The sequence below is a fragment of the Bradyrhizobium sp. Ash2021 genome, assembly GCF_031202265.1.
In the GTDB taxonomy this organism is placed as follows: domain Bacteria; phylum Pseudomonadota; class Alphaproteobacteria; order Rhizobiales; family Xanthobacteraceae; genus Bradyrhizobium.
Window position 1 is genome coordinate 5,656,951 of the sequence record NZ_CP100604.1, and the last position, 15,975, is coordinate 5,672,925.

Sequence of the window (15,975 nt, forward strand, 5' to 3'; positions counted from 1 at the left end):
AGACCGAAGACGAGGTTGAGGACGAACCCGAACATGGTCTTGCTCCCCTTCGATGGCGCAACGGGTACGCTCCTTCCAGGTCCGATGCCGTTCTTTCGATGTGATCTCCCGCACGCCTCCCCTGGAGCAAGATCGGTCCTGATTGGATCAGAACCGATCTTGCTGCAGATTCTTGCTTTAACGCGTTTTGTTGACGCGAACCGGTATCCACTTCGCTTGAAAACGCTCTTGTCTTGGTTGTATGGCGCGAACCTATGCTAGAAATCTGGCGCCGATGTGAACTCCATTTGATGTGTGACCGATGAAGCCACGAGCCTTACTTGTTGCGACGCTGCTGTTGACGTCGCTGTCCACCGGCCGCAGCTGGGCCGCCAATGCGACCATCAAGGACGGCAGCACGCTGCAGATCGGTAGCGTGACGTACCGGCTCGACGGCATCGATGCGCCGGCGATCGACCAATTGTGCATCGACGAACACGCGGACGCCTGGACCTGCGGTATCGAGGCGCGCGATCAATTGACAAAACTGATCGGCGGCCGCGAGATTCGCTGTGACGATCTCGGCGCAGACCCCAGCTACAAGAAGCGGCATCTCGGCGCCTGCAGGATCGAGGGCGACACCACCAGTCTCAGCGAATTGCTGGTCCGCCAGGGTTTCGCATTGAATGTCGAATCCTCTGCAACCGGACGCTTCGAGACCGAGGAGGCGCGCGCCAAGGAGGAACGCCAGGGGCTGTGGAAGGGCTGCTTCGTTGCACCGCAAGAGTTTCGCACCGGCAAGAAGGACGGCGCCCTGCTCGGCGGATCGTGCCCGGCCGACCGCGACAAGGAGATTCGCGAAGCGCTATTCCCGGAAGCTCTCGCGATGCCGTCGGGCTGCAACATCAAAGGCAAGTTCGCGGTCCGCGCCCGCGTCACCGGCAATGTCGGCATCTACCATCTGCAGGCCTGCCGCAGTTACCCCGCGCTCACCGAACCGGACCGCTGGTTTTGTTCCGAGGAAGACGCGCAGGCCGCCGGCTTCCGCAGGGCCTATAACTGCCGCGCCGGCACCAAGACCAAATGACCGCTGGCAAAGCCGCCTCTTGTCGTGTGAAATTAAGCGCGAGAGATTCCCGGCCCCATGACCCCTCCGAACCCCACCAACGTTCTCCCCGAGGCAGCCGCGGCCGAGCGGCTGCGGCAAAATCTTGAGGAGATCGCGCGCGAGCGCGATAGGGCCCACCGCGCGCTGCAGGAACGCGAGGCGGAGCTGGCCAGAATCCAGCGCATCGCCCGTGTCGGCGGCCTCGAAATCGATTTCCGCGACGGCGTCAAGAACCGCCGGTCCCCTGAATATCTGCTCGTTCACGGGCTGCCGGCGGAGGCCGTCAACGAGACCTACGGGGATTGGGTCAGTCGAATCCACCCCGAAGATCGTGAGCGGACGGTCAAACATCTGTTCGGCGTGCTGAGGGGCGCGGGCGAGGACTATTCGGCCGAATACCGCATCATCCGGCCCGGTGACGGCGAGATCCGATGGATCCGCGTCGTTGCCAAGATCGAGCGCGGCCGCGACGGCCGGGCACAGCGCCTGGTCGGCGCCGATCTCGACGTCACCGATCAAATGCTGGCGCAGGCTACCTTGCGGGAAAGCGAGCAGCGCTTTCGGCTGATCGCCGACAGCGCGCCGGTGCCGATCTGGGTGACCAAACTCGACCGCACCCGCTCTTTCGCCAACCAGGCCTATCTCGATTTCCTTGGCCTTCCCTTCGAACAGGCCATCGTGTTCGACTGGCGCAAGGCGCTGCATCCGGACGACCTGCCGCGCATCCTGCAGGAGCAGGTCGCCGGCGAATCCTCGCTCAAGCCATTCGTGCTGGAGGCGCGCTACCGGAACGCGGCCGGCGAATGGCGCTGGCTGCGCTCGGAATCGCAACCGCGCTGGGACCCGACCGGCAAGCATATCGGATTCATCGGCGTCGCCCACGACATCACCGCTGCCAAGCAGGCCGAGAACGATTTGCGGCGGCTGAACGAAACCCTCGAGCTGCGCATCTCCGAACGCACGGCGCAGCTTGAATCCAACGAAGCGCAGATGCGCGCGATCTTCGAGACCAGCCACCAATATCAGGGCCTGCTCAATCTTCACGGCGACGTGCTGTATGCCAACAAGACGGCGCTGGCCGGCATTCGCGCCAATGCCGCCGACGTCATCGGCAGGCCGTTCTGGGAGACACCGTGGTTCAGCGGCACGAAAGGCATGCGCGACGCCGTCCGTGACGCCTTCATCGCCGTCATGAGCGGCCAGGAAGTGCAGACCGAGATGCTGTTGCATCTTCCGATCGGTGACCGCTTATTCGACTTCGAGATGCGTCCGCTGCACGATCAGCATGGCACGGTGATCGGCGCGGTGCCGGAAGCCGTCGACATCACCGAGCGGCGCCGGGGCGAGGAAGCGCTGCGCCAGTCGCAGAAAATGGAAGCCGTGGGGCAATTGACCGGCGGCGTGGCGCATGATTTCAACAATCTCCTGACCATCATCCGCTCCGCATCCGACTTCCTGCGCCGCCGCGACCTGCCGGAAGAGCGCCGCCGCCGTTACATCGACGCGATTTCGGAGACGGTGGAACGGGCCTCCACGCTGACTGCCCAATTGCTGGCGTTCGCCCGCCGGCAACCGCTTAAACCCCAGGTCTTCAATGTCGGCGCGCAGGTCGAAAGCGTGGCGCAGTTGATCCGCCCGCTGGTCGGCGGCCGGATCAGGATCGAGGTCTGCATCGACGACCCCAATTGTTTCGCGATCGCCGACATTGCCCAATTCGAGACCGCCCTGATCAATCTCGCGGTGAACGGCCGCGACGCCATGAGCGGCGAAGGCCAGCTTACGATCGGCGTCAGAAAGGTTCAGACCATCCCTGCCCTGCGCGCCCAGTCCGCCCGCAGCGGCGACTTCGTCGCGATCTCGTTGACGGATACCGGCACCGGCATCGCGCCGGACCATATCGAGGCGATCTTCGAGCCGTTCTTCACCACCAAGGAAGTCGGCAAGGGAACCGGGCTCGGCCTCAGCCAGGCGTTCGGCTTCGCCAAGCAATCCGACGGCGACATCGATGTCACCAGCACGCTCGGACAGGGCGCGACCTTCACCATCTATCTGCCGAAGGCGGCAACGCCCGCCGATACGGCGGAGGCCGCCGCCATCGGCAGCGAACCGTCGACCATCGGTCGCGGCTACCGCGTGCTCGTGGTTGAAGACAATGACGACGTCGGGCAGTTCTCTACCGAGTTGCTGGAGGATCTGGGATACGCGGTCCGCCGCGTCGTCAACGCCGATGCGGCGCTGGCCATTCTGGCCGAGGACGAATTTTCCGCCGACCTGGTATTCTCCGACGTCATCATGCCCGGCATGAACGGCGTCGAACTGGCGGGCGTCATCCGCGAGCGCTATCCCGGCCTCCCGGTGGTGCTGACCAGCGGCTACAGCAACGTTCTGGCGGAGAATGCCGATCGCGGCTTCGAACTCATTCAGAAGCCCTATTCGGTCGAATCGCTGTCGCGGATTCTGCGGAAGGCAATTTCCGAGCGGAGCCCCATGGGAGCGAAGCCGTAAATCCGTCGGTCGTCCGCCTCAATCGATCGAGACCATGACGACGCCGGCCCGCACGATCCCGAGCGCGCGCGCCGCACTGGTCGAGACATCGATGATCCGGCCGCGAACGAACGGCCCGCGATCATTGACGCGACACTGGATCGAATGGCCGCGATAGGAAACCCTGACCAGGCTGCCGAACGCCCGGCTGCGGTGGGCGCAGGTCATTTCACCGCTCGTGCCGACACCGCGATAATAGGAGGCCATGCCGCTCTCGGCATTTGCCACCGAGCTGCCAAGCAGCAGCGCGGTGGCGCAAACCTTCGCAACTCTCATTACTTGCCAACATCGGTTGGCCCCGTTGAAGAACGCGTCGCGATCGAGAGAGTTCCAAAAAACTTGCCTGCCGGCGATGATGTGAGGGCTGCCCGCCGGGCCCCCTCAGGCCGCGTCTTCGACCTCGGCCGGGCGCAGTGCCAGCAGCGCGCGGATTTCATGCGCCGGGCGCGCCGCGCTGAACAGATAGCCCTGCATCTGCGTGCATCCCAGCGCCTGCACGGTGTCGCGCTGCTGCTCGGTCTCGACGCCTTCCGCGGTCGTGACCATGTTGCGGTCGGCCGCGATGCTCACCACCGCCCGGATGATCGATGACGATGAGGAATTGCGGGTCACTTCCTTGACGAAGCTGCGGTCGATCTTGATCTTGTCGAACGGGAACCGCTGCAGATATTGCAGCGAGGAATAGCCGGTGCCGAAATCGTCCAGCGCGATGTGAACCCCGAGCGCGCGCAGCCCGTTCAACGCAACGAGGGCGGCGTCGTCATCGGCGATCAGCACGGCTTCGGTGATTTCCAGCTCCAGCCGCCGCGGATCGAGCCCGGTCTCGGCCAGCGCCGCCGCGACCTTCAGCGACAGCGTCTGCGACTTGAACTGGATCGGAGAGACGTTGACGGCGACGCGCACATGCGCCGGCCATGTCGCAGCTTCCGCGCAGGCGGTCCGCAACACCCACTGCCCGATCTCCTCGATCAGGCCGGTTTCCTCGGCAACCGGAATAAAGTCGGCGGGCGAAATCATGCCGCGCACCGGATGCCGCCAGCGCAACAGCGCTTCGCAGCCGGTGACTTCATCGCTGTTGAGGTCGACCAGCGGCTGGTAATGAATTTCGAAGCCGCCCTCGAGCAGCGCCGTTCGCAAATCGCTCTCGAGTTCGCGGCGGAGATTGGCCTGCCGTTCCATCGCCGGATCGAAGAAACGATGGGTGCGGCGGCCGGCCGCCTTGGCGGCATACATTGCCAGATCGGCGCTTTTCAGCAGCCCGAACAGATCGGAGCCGTGACGCGGGGCGATCGCGATGCCAATACTGGCATCGCCGCAGAGGCGATGGCCGTGGCAATCGAACGGCGTTCGCAGCGCCTGATAGATCCGCGCGACCAGCGCGCTGACTTCATCGTCGCTTGTCACCGCGCGTTGCAGGATGGCGAATTCGTCGCCGCCGAGGCGGGCGATGAAGTCCTCAGATCCCACCGACTGACGCAGGCGCTCGGCGATCCGTTTGAGGAATTCGTCGCCGATCAGATGCCCCAGTGAATCGTTGATGCTCTTGAACTCGTCGATGTCGATGTAGAGGATCGCGAACTCGACGCCGGCGGTCTCCAGCAGCAAGCCCTCCGCATGGCGCTGGAACAGCGTCCGGTTCGGCAGGCTGGTCAGCGCGTCATAATGGGCAAGATGCTCAATCCTGGCCTGGACCCGGCGAACCTCAGTCACGTCTTCCAGCGTCGTGGCCCAGCCGCCGTCCGGCGATCGCTTGTAGACCAGCCGGATCATGCGCCCGTCGGGCATCGAAATCACGGTGTCGCGCACCTCGTTATGCTCGGGATTGAGGAATCTCGCGCAGTAGGCATCGACGTCGCCCTCGAACGAGCCGATCTGCTGGCGATGCAGGATGAGATCGCGCAGATGACAGCCGGGCTTGGCGACGTCGGGCGAGACGCCGAACATCTCGATGTAACGCTCATTGCAGATCACGAGGCGGCCCGAAGCGTCGAACAGCAGCAGGCCCTGGGTCATGTTGTTGATCGCGGTGTCGAGCTGCTGGGTCTTCTCCGACAGCTTGCGTTGCGCGGCGGCGTGCTGGCGCCGCAACTGGCGCACGATCGGGAAGATCGTGCAGATGACGACGATGACCGCAAGCACCGCGGCAAAGAACTGCAGCTTGGTCTGCGCCCGCCAATCGGCGAGCGCGGTCGACGTCTTGGTGGCCGCCACGATCAGGATCGGAAAATTCGTCAGCGACCTGACCGCGCCGACCCTGTCCTCCGACTGGACCGTGCTCGTGAAACGTCCTGCGACATTGCCGTTCAGGGCCAGGGCCCTCTGAAACGCCGGCAAACCGGCAACGTTACGACCGACCAGCGCATCGTTGCGCGGATAGCTGGCGATGATAGTGCCGTCGCGGTGAATCATCGAAATCGCGGTGTCGCTGTCCAGCGCCAACGATGCGACGAAATCCTCGAAATGGCTCGGCTCGACGCCGCGGGTGGCAAAACCGACGATTTCGCCGCGACGGCCGACGATCTTGCGCGCGAAGATCGTGGTCCAGACTCCCGTTACCTTGCTCATCGCCGGCGCGACGATCACGTCGGGGGTCGGCTTTCCCGAGGTAAACTCCATGAAGTATCGCCGGTCCGCGATGCTGATGTCCGGTGTCGGCCATATCTCGGAAGAATTGATCAGCCTGCCCTTGGCATTGAACAGGTTCAAACTCCCGACATGGGGAAGCGCCGCGAGCTTGGCGCGCAGCATCTCATGCGCGCCGAACGTCGACATTTTCTGTTCGAATTCGTCTGCGCTATCAACCCGGCCCGCCTGCATATAGCTGACGACGTCGTCGTGAACATGCTGGAGATCGCCGAGCTGCTGGTCGAAATGACGCGACAGCAGCAGCGCCGTGTTGTTGAGTTCGCGCTCGGCGACCTCGAGCGCGCGGGCGCGGAATTGCTCGGCGAAGTAGGCGGTGCCGAGCGTGATCGCGAGGACGAGCCCGGCGGCGCACAGGATGAGCCACTGGATCGCGCCCAGTCGTGTCCGCCCCAGCGCGTCGATGATCGACTGCCGCAGGTCTCCCGCGATGAATTTGTCAGATGACTGATCCAACATTTTGCTTGCCCCCACAGGCGCTTGTTGTAAGGGGCACAACCCAAGAGGGCGTTAGCAAAATGAGTTATCGCAAAGTTAAAAACCTATCCGAATCAGGGCGTTTCCGCCAATTCCGCTTCCTTCAAACTGCACTCGATCAAGGCGCCCTCGATCGTGAACTTTGAAAAGGGCGACAGCGGCGTCGAGACCTGCAGCGCCGCGAAGAATTGCGAATCACCGGGGCTCTTGAGGAAGAACCGGATGTGGCCCGCCGACAGCGAGTCCCGCGACAGCCAGACGATGCCGGAAAACAGCGCCACCATCATCTGGGCATATTCGCCGGCGCCGGCCAGCCCCAGTTCGTAGACCGGAGACACGCTGACGAAGCGCACGCGCAGGAGCGGCGAAGAATATTTGCTCATCAGCATGCGGCTGACCTGACACACCGCATGAATCCGCTCGCCGTCGGAAAGGCAATACAGACCTGGATTGCTGGTATCCTTGATCAGGCTATCGAAGGCCGCGCAGCTTCCCGACGCGAAGGTAGAAAAATCCTCGCCGACGCCTTCAGCGTCCTTCTTCCATTGAGCCTTGATCGAACGCCAGGCCTTGTCCGGGTCTTTCATCGGCAGCAGGCGCATGATTAACCGGTGGTTAAAGCAGGAAATTATCACGGACATTTTATACCGAGCCGCTAAAGACTTACTTACGGCGCGCGGACGCCGGACATCATTGTGCGGACGGCTCGATTTCGCTACCTGGACGGGCGCTGGTCCGCGATACCGCTTCCCCGCCGGTGGTGCGGCGATCTCGCGATCGCGCGACAGCGTGGCCGGTGGCGTGCGCAACATGCTGCGGTTTCGACCGGCAACGGCGTTTGATAGGGTGGGCTTTTATAGATGCGAGGCTGGATTTTTCTGTCACTGTCCCCGGATGAATGATTTCAGGCAATCTGTCGCGGCGGCGCTTGCGCTGATCGGCAGCTTCGATTCCGAGCTGATCGGCATCGTCTGGCTGTCGCTGCGCGTCAGCCTGTCGGCGAGCCTCATCGCGTTGCTGATCGGCACGCCCCTGGGCGTGTGGCTTGCGATCAGCCGGTTTCGCGGGCGGCAGGTTCTGGTCGTGCTGGCCAACGCCCTGCTCGGCCTGCCGCCGGTCGTGGCGGGCCTCATGCTTTATCTGCTGCTCTCGCGATCGGGCCCGCTCGGCTTCGCCGGGCTGCTGTTCACGCCGACGGCCATGGTCGTTGCTCAGGTGATGCTCACCACGCCGATCGTGGTCGCGCTGGTGCATCGCCCGGTCTCCGTTCTCTGGGCCGAATATGCCGATCTCGCCCGCACCGATGGTCTCTCCCATCTTCGCAGCGTGGCCTTGCTGATTTCGCTCGGCCGCGCCTCGCTGCTCACCGCCTTCCTCGCCGCCTTCGGGCGCGCCATCGCCGAAGTCGGCGCCATCATCATCGTCGGCGGCAACATTCGCGGCTACACGCGCACCATGACCACCGCCATCGTGCTGGAAACCAGCAAGGGCGAATTGTCGCTGGCGCTCGGGCTCGGACTGATCCTGCTGTCGCTCAGCGTGACCATCAGCACCGTGGCGTTCCTGCTAGTCGGACGCGTTGGGGAAAAATAACTGCTCGCCGCCGACCTTATAATCGGCAATCGTCTTTTGCCCCTGCGGCGAGACCAGCCAGTCGATGAAAGCCTGGCCATCTGCGGCTTTCACGCCGGGATGCCTGGCCGGATTGACCAGCATCACGCCGTATTGGTTGAACAGGCGGCGATCGCCTTCGGTCAAAACCGCAAGCTCGCCACGGTTTTTGAACGAAAGCCAGGTGCCGCGGTCCGACAGCAGATAGGCATTGGCCGACGAAGCCATGTTGAGTGCCGCACCCATGCCCTGCCCGATCTCGCGGTACCAATCGCCTTTGGCCGCGGCGAGGTCGATTCCCGCTTCCTTCCAAAGCCGCAGTTCGGCTTCATGGGTACCGGAACGATCGCCGCGCGAGACGAAGGTCGCCCTGCTCTCGGCGATCTTCCGCAGCGCGACGGCAACGTCCTTGCCGCCGGCAATATGCGCCGGATCGGCCTTCGGCCCGATCACCACGAAATCATTGTACATGACGTCATGGCGCTTCACGCCAAAACCTTCGGCGAGGAACTTCTGCTCTGCTACCTTGTCGTGCACGAACACCACGTCGGCATCGCCGCGCCGTCCGATGTCGAGCGCCTGCCCGGTGCCGACGGCCACTACCTTGACGCCGATTCCGGTTGCCGAGGTGAAGCTCGGCAGCAGATAGCCGAACAGCCCCGACTGTTCCGTCGAGGTTGTCGAGGCCACCGTGATCGTGCGCTGCTGCGCCAATGCGCTGCCGAAAAATGCGAGGCTTGAGAATGCGAGGCTGGCAACAAGGACGAGAAGGCGTTTCATGACTTAAACTACCAATGATGAAGCGAGCGGTAGAAAGCTTGCCAATTCCTGCGATGCAAGACAATGCTCTGCGCTTGTTTCACCATGCGGCTATTCCGCAGCTTCGTGGCCGCCGATAAAGCCCAAGGTTTTTCACGGCATCGCGAAGAAGAACATGGACCGAAGTTGATGGACACGCTGACTGCCTTCGGACTGTTCGCGGTGACGCTGATGCTCGTTTGCTACGCGGCGGAGGACCGAAGCCCCTGGTTCGTTTTGGCGTTTGCCGCCGCCTGCGCGCTGGGTTCGATTTACGGATTTCTTCAAGGCGCCTGGCCGTTCGGTCTGGTCGAAGCGATCTGGTCGGTCGTGGCCCTGCGTCGCTGGCTCGGCCGGCGGGCGTAGCCGGCGTGGACGCCGACCACCGGCCGAGAACAAAGCCGGTTGACGTAACCGGATTCCCTGTAACAATTCTGTCATGTAGCGAAACTAAACGGATGCAACGGCTGCCAGCCGGAATCGTTTCTGACGGGGAGAACCTGATGCGCCGCACAATGGTGTTGCTGTCCGCAAGCCTGATCACGCTGACTGCAACCGCTGCTTCGGCGCAAAACGCCACGCCGCGCAACCTGATTCTGTTCGTGCCGGACGGCCTGCGCGCGCGCATCGTGACGCCGCAGACCGCACCCGCAATGGCCGATATCCGCGACAAGGGCGTCAACTTCAGGAACTCGCATTCGCTGTTTCCGACCTTCACGACCGCGAACGCCTCAGCGATGGCGACCGGCCATTATCTCGGCGATACCGGTGACTTCAGCAACACGATCTATACCGGCTATAGTTCAGTCCCGGCCGGCGACACCGTGGTCCCCTTCCTCGAAAACGACGCCGTGCTCGGCGATGTCGACGAGCACTTCAACGGCGACTATCTCAACGAGGAAACCATCCTCAAGATGGCGCGCGCGCAGGGTTTCAGCACCGCCGCCATCGGCAAGCTCGGCCCGACCTTGATCTTTGACCACACCGACCGTGGCAAGAACACGATCGTGATCGACGACTCCACCGGCGGCAAGACCGGCGTTCCCCTGTCGGACGAAATCAAGGACGCGCTGACCAAAGCCAATTTGCCGCTGACGACCCCCTCGCGCGGCGATAACGCCAATGCCGGCGACGCCAAGACGCCCGGCACCACGGTCGCCAACGTCGCGCAACAGGCCTACATGGCCGACGTCGCCAGCAAGGTGGTGCTGCCGATGTTCAAGGCGCGCAACAAGCCGTTCGTGCTGGTGTTCTGGTCGCGCGATCCCGACGGCAGCCAGCACAATACCGGCGACAGCCTCAACACCATCACCCCCGGCATCAACGGGCCGACCTCGATGGCCGGCATCAAGAACGCCGACAACAACCTGGCGCAATTGCGCAAGGCGCTCGACGATCTCGGCCTCGCCGCCAACACCAACATCATCGTCTCCGCCGACCACGGCTTCTCGACGATTTCGAAGGAGAGCAAGACCAGCCCCTCGGCGAAGATTTCCTACGACGACACGCCGAAGGATTTCCTGCCCATGGGCTTCCTCGCCATCGATCTTTCGAAAGCGCTGAACCTGCCGCTGTTCGATCCCAACGACAAGAATACGCGGGTCGCCGACAATGCCCATCCCAAGGCCGGCAATGGCGTGCTCGGACAGGATCCCGCAAAGCCCGATCTGGTGGTTGCGACCAACGGTGGATCGGATTTGATCTACCTGCCGAACAAGGACAAGAAGCTGGCCGACCGCACCATCAAGGCGCTGCTGGAGCAGGATTACGTCAGCGGGCTGTTCGTGGACGACAAGCTCGGACGTTTCCCGGGCACGCTGCCGATGTCGCAACTCAACCTCAAGGGCAATGCGGTGACGCCGAACCCGTCGATCGTGGTCAATTTCCGCTCCTGGTCGAGCGGCTGCGAGGAGCCGACCAACTGCTCGGTCCAGATCGCCGACACGGTGCTGCGGCAGGGCCAGGGCATGCACGGCAGCTTCAGCCGCGGCGACACCCTGAATTTCATGGCGGCGATCGGCCCCGACTTCAAATCCGGCTATGTCGATCCGCTCCCGGTCAGCAACGCCGACGTCGGCATGACCATTGCGCAGCTTCTGCATTTGCGTGGCACCGGCAACGGCGGCTTGATGGGCCGCGTCATATCCGAGGCGCTCCCCAATGGCATCGTTCCGAAGACCGCCGACGGCACCGTCACCTCCAAGCCGGCCGCGAATGGCCTGCAGACGGTGTTGAAATTCCAGCGCGTGCTGTCGACGCGCTATTTCGACGTCGCGGGATTCCCGGGCCGCACGCTCGGGCTGGACGCGGAAGGCGGCAAGCAGAAAACGGCGGGGAAGTAACCCCCCGCCGCGTCGTATCCATCGCAGCCGGTAGCCCGCATGAGCGCCGCGCGGAAGAGAACGTCCCGGATATCGCCAAGCCTCTCATCGGGCGGCGTTACGCGTCGACCCGTTGGCTCATCCGGGTGACGCGCGGCTTAGCGCGCAAGGCGCCATGGTCCAGCGGAATGCTGCACTACGAATTTATCTTTTGAAGCAGGTCCGCGCTTGCCTCGGGCTCAGGACGTTTGGCCGACGGCTGGCGTAACCGCTTCATCAGCTCACGCAGGCTCAGCGGCAGCACCACCTCGTGGTGCCGCATGCCCTTCCCGCCCTTGACCAGGCCGAGATCCCGCACCACGCAATAGCGCCCGCTGCTCATGCGAGCCAGGCGACAACCCCTGAACAATCCCAACATGCCGCGAGCATGCACCACCCCGCGATTCCGTCAATTCTTGACGGGCGCCGAATCCTTATCGCGCAGGGGTCCCTTGTCCGCCGCTGCGTCAGGTCGATTGACGCCCATTCCCTGGGAAAAACGGGAGAGTTTCGTCGAACGATCCGGTTTTTCGCCAAACAAAAACGGCGGGGACATCCCCCGCCGCCCTTAAAATCCAATCGTTTGGAATCAACCTACATCATCCCGATGTCGAACACGTTCGGCAACTGCGACAGCGGCAGGGCGGCCGCGCCGACGAAGGTCGCGACCATCGCTGCCAGCGTGTGGTTACGGCGGCGCTTGCCGCGCATCTGGCCGGCGATCCAATCCAGCATCTGGGTGTCGATTTGCCGCGCATGCGCCGGCGCCCAACTTGCGATATCGGTGTCCGGCGACAGCGCCACCGTGCGCGGCGGCACCGGCAGCCCGGATTCGGAGGCCGCGTGATGTGCGACGGCCTTGGCCAGCAAATCATCGAACCGGCCGTTGTCGCTGCGCTCGGCGGCGGCGTCGTTGATCTCGAACAGCGCCTCGGCTTCGGCGCGGCTGACCGGCTGATGTTCGACCGCGCTCGCGGTCAGGATGCGCGCGCACAGGGTGGCGTCATCGGCGTCCAGCGTGCGGGAAAAATGGATGCGGCCCTTGGTGGTCGGGCCTTCGCCGGTGATCACGCCGTCGCGCACAATGGTCAGCGCATGCGCCGCGGTCTTGCGGCAGGACGGTTGGAGGGCGGCGAACAGCTCATTGGCCTTGGTACTAGGGGCAGACATAGTTGCACTTCTCGGTTTCTTTTTTTGGTCAAGGTCCAGCATTTCCATGCGGGCGTAAACGAGTGGTTAATGATTCGAAACTTGCATTCAGAGATTTTTAGATGGTTGCCGATTAGTCGCTGTGAGCGCTGTCACGGTTCGAGGCTAAAGCCATCGGGCCGGGCGTCTTGCGGGTCATAAAAGGCAATATCGGGGCAATTCCGGCCTTTTGGACCGCGTCGGGTCTTTTCGCCGCAGGGGCGCGGATCGATAGAAGATGCTAGGAGTTCCGCCTTGCGGAGAAGGATTTCACCTTTTTGGCCGCCGGGTTCCCTTAGGCCCCTCCATCCCCTATACTCTCCGCGATGGCTTGAACAGGAATTCTTCAGTAACTTCAATAATATGAGGTAACATCATGGCACTCCAGATTGGCGCTGTCGCCCCCGACTTCGAAGCCCAGACCACCGAAGGTAAAATCAAATTCCACGACTGGATCGGCAACAGCTGGGCCCTGCTGTTCTCGCATCCCAAGGATTTCACGCCGGTTTGCACCACCGAACTCGGCGCGCTCGCAAAGTTGAAGCCGGAATTCGACAAGCGCGGCATCAAGCTGATGGGCCTGAGCGTGGATCCCGTCGACCGGCACGCCAAATGGTCCGAGGACATCAAGGAGACGCAAGGTGCCGCACCGAACTATCCGATGATCGGCGACACCGATTACAACGTCTCAAAACTCTACGACATGCTGCCGGCGTCGACCTCGGGCGATCCGCTAACGCGCACGCCCGCGGACAACCAGACCGTCCGCAACGTCTTCGTTATCGGGCCCGACAAGAAGATCAAGCTGGTGCTGGTCTATCCGATGACCACCGGCCGCAATTTCCAGGAAATATTGCGCGTGATCGATTCCCTGCAGATGACCGCAAAGCATCGGGTCGCGACGCCGGCCGACTGGAAACAGGGCGAAGACGTCATCATCGCGGGCTCCGTCTCCGACGACGAGGCCAAGACGATCTATCCGCAGGGCTGGAAGGCGCCGAAGCCGTACATCCGGATCGTGCCGCAGCCGAAGTGACGACGCGTCAGATTTTCGGCGCGAGCCAGTTCGCGACAGCAAGGGCGGCGGTCGAGGAGACCGCCGTCACGCAGGCGCCCCAGGAGATGTCGACGACGATCGCATGACGAGCGCCCCGCCCATCATCGTCTGGTTTCGCGATGATCTGCGCCTGTCCGACCACCCTGCCCTGCACGCCGCGGCGAACGCCGGCACGCCGGTGATTTGTCTGTACGTCCACGACGAGGAGAGCCGCGCGCTGAAGCCGCCGAACGCCCGGCCCCGGCGGCGCCGCGCGGTGGCTTGCGCAGTCGTTGCGTAGCCTGCAAGCCAGTCTGGGCGTCATCGGCGCGCCGCTCATGCTGCGCAAAGGGCCGGCCGCCAGCGTTATCGGCAAGTTCGCGCGCGAGGCCGATGCCCGCGCTGTGTTTTGGAACGAGATTACGCAGGCGCCACATCAAGCCGTTGTCGGAGAAGTTGAAGCCGTGCTTGCAAGGGACGGTATTAGCTCGCAAAAATTTCCCGGCGACCTCCTCACAGCGCCCGTCAATATCCGCAACAAGGAGGGCCGCGGCCTGCGCATGTTCACGCCGTTCTGGCGGCGGGTGCAAATGCTTGGCGATCCGCCAAAACCGCTTCCCGCACCGAGGAAGTTGAGCGGGTCGCGGGCTCCGGCGCCGATGCGGCGCCTTATTTCCGGGTATTCAACCCGATCCTGCAGGGCCAGAAATTCGATCCCGATGGCGCCTATGTCAGGCGCTGGGTGCCGGAGCTTACGCGGCTGCCGGCCGGCCCGATCCATCAGCCCTGGACGGCGACGCCGCTCGAACTTGCCGCCGCCGGGGTCGAACTCGGCAACACCTATCCCTACCCGATCGTCGATCACAAGACGGCTCGTGAACGCGCGTTGGCCGCCTACACCGGGATCCGCAACGCGTCGATGACATCCGTTTGACGCTTTCATAAATCTCGCTATCGTTGTGACCGCAGTAAATTACTGGGGGATGACATGAACGACGATACACCCGTGACTGAACAGCCGACTGAAATCGCAAGCACCGCCGCCGAACCGGCCGCGATGCCGGTGGTCAAGAAGGCCAAAAAGGCGGCCAAGAAAGCCGTGAAGAAGGCGGCGCCGAAGAAGAAAGCCAAAAAGGCCGCCAAGAAATCGGCAAAGAAAGCGGCAAAGAAAGCGGCGAAGAAGTCCAAGAAGGCGGCCAAGAAAACCGCAAAGAAGGCCGTCAAGAAGGTAGCCAAGAAGAAAAAGAAGGCGAAGAAATCCAAGCGCTGATCCGGCGCATAACGCCGAACCAGTCTTGCGAACGGTTTGCGCAATGGTCGGCGTGGCCCGCAAAAGCCTCCGGGTGAACCTGGAGGCTTTTGTTTTTGTTGATGGCGTGCCGAACGCACGGGCTTGCGGTCGCCGCTAGGCTGCGAGCCTCGACCCGCTTGCTGTTCGGACTTTTTTCCCTTTGGGAATTAGCAGACCTTTACTCGTAGGTTTGCGATGCTCGCTGCGGTGTCCGAGCCGGCTCTCTTTCGCGAACCGCTTTTCTTTCGCCTTGGACGCGAAAACCTCTTTCACCTTGCCGTTTTGCTTGACGATCACATAGCCGCCCTTGGTCATGCTGAACGGCTTCTTGAGCAGGCCGAGATGATCGAATTTTGTCTTGGGCGGGTGCTTGAACGGTTCGAACCAGGCGGGATGCAGGAAGTTTGACATCTTTATCCCGTCCACCACGAAGGTATCCTCTTCCACGGCGTCGCACATCTCATAGGCGTATTCGGTGCCGTCAGCGGCCTCCGCCCACAGGTTTGCGATCGGATCGATCGCCATCTCAAACAACTCATGGCAAGCCGTAACGCTGACGAGCTCGTTGGCCGCGAGGGTCGTCTTGACGAAGATTTTCGACACCGGCTGCCCGTCCTTGGTCAGGTCGTGATAGCCGAGCGCACCGGCGGCGTCGGCATTGTCGAAATAGACGAATTGCCAGTCGGACCGTTTCGCTGTCTTTGTATTATACAATCTCAGCGGGTAGCCCCAGACCGGCAGAAAGTACTGGTCGTAGCATTTTTGCAATGCGGCGGTGAGCTTGTCGAAGGGTACGCCGAGATCGACCGTCGCCTTGTTGATGCAGGCGACGTTGACGGCACCGCCTTGTCCTGCCTGGGCCGCGCGAATAACTTTCATGAAAACCTCCTTTGCTATCGCACAAAATATCGCGCCCTCAAGATAGCACGGAATCAAACAA

General features: G+C 62.6%; 15 protein-coding genes and 1 pseudogene. 8 read left to right on the forward strand and 8 right to left on the reverse strand.

The window, feature by feature from the left end:
• Positions 1-301 precede the first annotated feature (301 nt).
• Both NL528_RS27295 and NL528_RS27300 read left to right on the forward strand, forming a co-directional pair.
• Positions 302-1,066 (forward strand): thermonuclease family protein, encoded by a 765-nt coding sequence (locus tag NL528_RS27295; protein ID WP_309177549.1) that lies wholly within the window; start codon positions 302-304, stop codon positions 1,064-1,066.
• Positions 1,067-1,123: 57 nt separating this feature from the next.
• Complete coding sequence (locus tag NL528_RS27300) at positions 1,124-3,592, forward strand: PAS domain-containing protein (RefSeq protein ID WP_309177550.1); 2,469 nt, start codon at positions 1,124-1,126, stop codon at positions 3,590-3,592.
• Positions 3,593-3,610: 18 nt separating this feature from the next.
• Here the strand turns inward: NL528_RS27300 and NL528_RS27305 are convergent, their stop codons facing one another.
• The 3 genes from NL528_RS27305 to NL528_RS27315 form a co-directional block, all read right to left on the reverse strand.
• Positions 3,611-3,907: a septal ring lytic transglycosylase RlpA family protein gene (locus tag NL528_RS27305; RefSeq protein ID WP_309177551.1), complete on the reverse strand. Its 297-nt coding sequence runs from the start codon at positions 3,905-3,907 to the stop codon at positions 3,611-3,613.
• A gap of 105 nt (positions 3,908-4,012) precedes the next feature.
• The gene (locus NL528_RS27310) at positions 4,013-6,733 is read right to left on the reverse strand and encodes an EAL domain-containing protein (RefSeq protein WP_309177552.1); all 2,721 of its coding nucleotides are present in this window, start codon (positions 6,731-6,733) and stop codon (positions 4,013-4,015) included.
• A 92-nt stretch (positions 6,734-6,825) separates the two neighbouring features.
• Positions 6,826-7,353: a hypothetical protein gene (locus NL528_RS27315; protein WP_309177553.1), complete on the reverse strand. Its 528-nt coding sequence runs from the start codon at positions 7,351-7,353 to the stop codon at positions 6,826-6,828.
• A gap of 292 nt (positions 7,354-7,645) precedes the next feature.
• Between NL528_RS27315 and NL528_RS27320 the strand changes: the two genes are divergently transcribed.
• Positions 7,646-8,344, forward strand: coding sequence for an ABC transporter permease (locus NL528_RS27320; RefSeq protein ID WP_309177554.1), 699 nt, complete (start codon positions 7,646-7,648; stop codon positions 8,342-8,344).
• Here the strand turns inward: NL528_RS27320 and NL528_RS27325 are convergent.
• Positions 8,318-9,142, reverse strand: coding sequence for a substrate-binding domain-containing protein (locus NL528_RS27325; protein WP_309177555.1), 825 nt, complete (start codon positions 9,140-9,142; stop codon positions 8,318-8,320). The genes NL528_RS27320 and NL528_RS27325 overlap by 27 nt on opposite strands.
• Positions 9,143-9,310: 168 nt before the next feature.
• Between NL528_RS27325 and NL528_RS27330 the strand changes: the two genes are divergently transcribed.
• Entirely contained in the window at positions 9,311-9,526 is a 216-nt protein-coding gene (locus NL528_RS27330; protein ID WP_309177556.1) for a hypothetical protein, read from the forward strand.
• Between the two features lie 137 nt (positions 9,527-9,663).
• Positions 9,664-11,502 (forward strand): alkaline phosphatase family protein, encoded by a 1,839-nt coding sequence (locus NL528_RS27335; protein WP_309177557.1) that lies wholly within the window; start codon positions 9,664-9,666, stop codon positions 11,500-11,502.
• Between the two features lie 175 nt (positions 11,503-11,677).
• Here NL528_RS27335 and NL528_RS27340 read toward each other — a convergent pair whose 3' ends face one another.
• Both NL528_RS27340 and NL528_RS27345 read right to left on the reverse strand, forming a co-directional pair.
• Positions 11,678-11,863: a hypothetical protein gene (locus NL528_RS27340; protein WP_309177558.1), complete on the reverse strand. Its 186-nt coding sequence runs from the start codon at positions 11,861-11,863 to the stop codon at positions 11,678-11,680.
• Positions 11,864-12,114: 251 nt separating this feature from the next.
• Entirely contained in the window at positions 12,115-12,690 is a 576-nt protein-coding gene (locus NL528_RS27345) for a hypothetical protein (protein ID WP_309177559.1), read from the reverse strand.
• A gap of 394 nt (positions 12,691-13,084) precedes the next feature.
• Between NL528_RS27345 and NL528_RS27350 the strand changes: the two genes are divergently transcribed.
• Entirely contained in the window at positions 13,085-13,744 is a 660-nt protein-coding gene (locus NL528_RS27350; protein WP_074276104.1) for a peroxiredoxin, read from the forward strand.
• A gap of 7 nt (positions 13,745-13,751) precedes the next feature.
• Here NL528_RS27350 and NL528_RS27355 read toward each other — a convergent pair whose 3' ends face one another.
• Positions 13,752-13,964: a hypothetical protein gene (locus tag NL528_RS27355; RefSeq protein WP_309185335.1), complete on the reverse strand. Its 213-nt coding sequence runs from the start codon at positions 13,962-13,964 to the stop codon at positions 13,752-13,754.
• Between NL528_RS27355 and NL528_RS27360 the strand changes: the two are divergent.
• Positions 13,914-14,678 (forward strand): annotated as a pseudogene (locus tag NL528_RS27360) (FAD-binding domain-containing protein). The gene NL528_RS27355 and the pseudogene NL528_RS27360 overlap by 51 nt on opposite strands.
• A 54-nt stretch (positions 14,679-14,732) precedes the next feature.
• A complete protein-coding gene (locus NL528_RS27365; RefSeq protein WP_309177560.1) occupies positions 14,733-15,014 on the forward strand; it encodes a hypothetical protein in 282 nt (93 codons plus the stop codon).
• Between the two features lie 135 nt (positions 15,015-15,149).
• Here the strand turns inward: NL528_RS27365 and NL528_RS27370 are convergent, their stop codons facing one another.
• Positions 15,150-15,914 (reverse strand): hypothetical protein, encoded by a 765-nt coding sequence (locus NL528_RS27370; protein WP_309177561.1) that lies wholly within the window; start codon positions 15,912-15,914, stop codon positions 15,150-15,152.
• Positions 15,915-15,975 lie beyond the last annotated feature (61 nt).

Excerpts from the sequence above, each read along its gene's own strand:
- NL528_RS27315 (WP_309177553.1), bottom strand. The coding sequence starts at position 7,353 with ATGCGCCTGCTGCCGATGAAAGACCCGGACAAGGCCTGGCGTTCGATC.
- NL528_RS27340 (WP_309177558.1), bottom strand. The coding sequence starts at position 11,863 with ATGAGCAGCGGGCGCTATTGCGTGGTGCGGGATCTCGGCCTGGTCAAG.
- NL528_RS27335 (WP_309177557.1), top strand. The coding sequence starts at position 9,664 with ATGCGCCGCACAATGGTGTTGCTGTCCGCAAGCCTGATCACGCTGACT.
- NL528_RS27330 (WP_309177556.1), top strand. The coding sequence starts at position 9,311 with ATGGACACGCTGACTGCCTTCGGACTGTTCGCGGTGACGCTGATGCTC.
- NL528_RS27310 (WP_309177552.1), bottom strand. The coding sequence starts at position 6,733 with ATGTTGGATCAGTCATCTGACAAATTCATCGCGGGAGACCTGCGGCAG.
- NL528_RS27325 (WP_309177555.1), bottom strand. The coding sequence starts at position 9,142 with ATGAAACGCCTTCTCGTCCTTGTTGCCAGCCTCGCATTCTCAAGCCTC.
- NL528_RS27350 (WP_074276104.1), top strand. The coding sequence starts at position 13,085 with ATGGCACTCCAGATTGGCGCTGTCGCCCCCGACTTCGAAGCCCAGACC.
- NL528_RS27345 (WP_309177559.1), bottom strand. The coding sequence starts at position 12,690 with ATGTCTGCCCCTAGTACCAAGGCCAATGAGCTGTTCGCCGCCCTCCAA.
- NL528_RS27320 (WP_309177554.1), top strand. The coding sequence starts at position 7,646 with ATGAATGATTTCAGGCAATCTGTCGCGGCGGCGCTTGCGCTGATCGGC.
- NL528_RS27370 (WP_309177561.1), bottom strand. The coding sequence starts at position 15,914 with ATGAAAGTTATTCGCGCGGCCCAGGCAGGACAAGGCGGTGCCGTCAAC.
- NL528_RS27365 (WP_309177560.1), top strand. The coding sequence starts at position 14,733 with ATGAACGACGATACACCCGTGACTGAACAGCCGACTGAAATCGCAAGC.
- NL528_RS27300 (WP_309177550.1), top strand. The coding sequence starts at position 1,124 with ATGACCCCTCCGAACCCCACCAACGTTCTCCCCGAGGCAGCCGCGGCC.
- NL528_RS27305 (WP_309177551.1), bottom strand. The coding sequence starts at position 3,907 with ATGAGAGTTGCGAAGGTTTGCGCCACCGCGCTGCTGCTTGGCAGCTCG.
- NL528_RS27295 (WP_309177549.1), top strand. The coding sequence starts at position 302 with ATGAAGCCACGAGCCTTACTTGTTGCGACGCTGCTGTTGACGTCGCTG.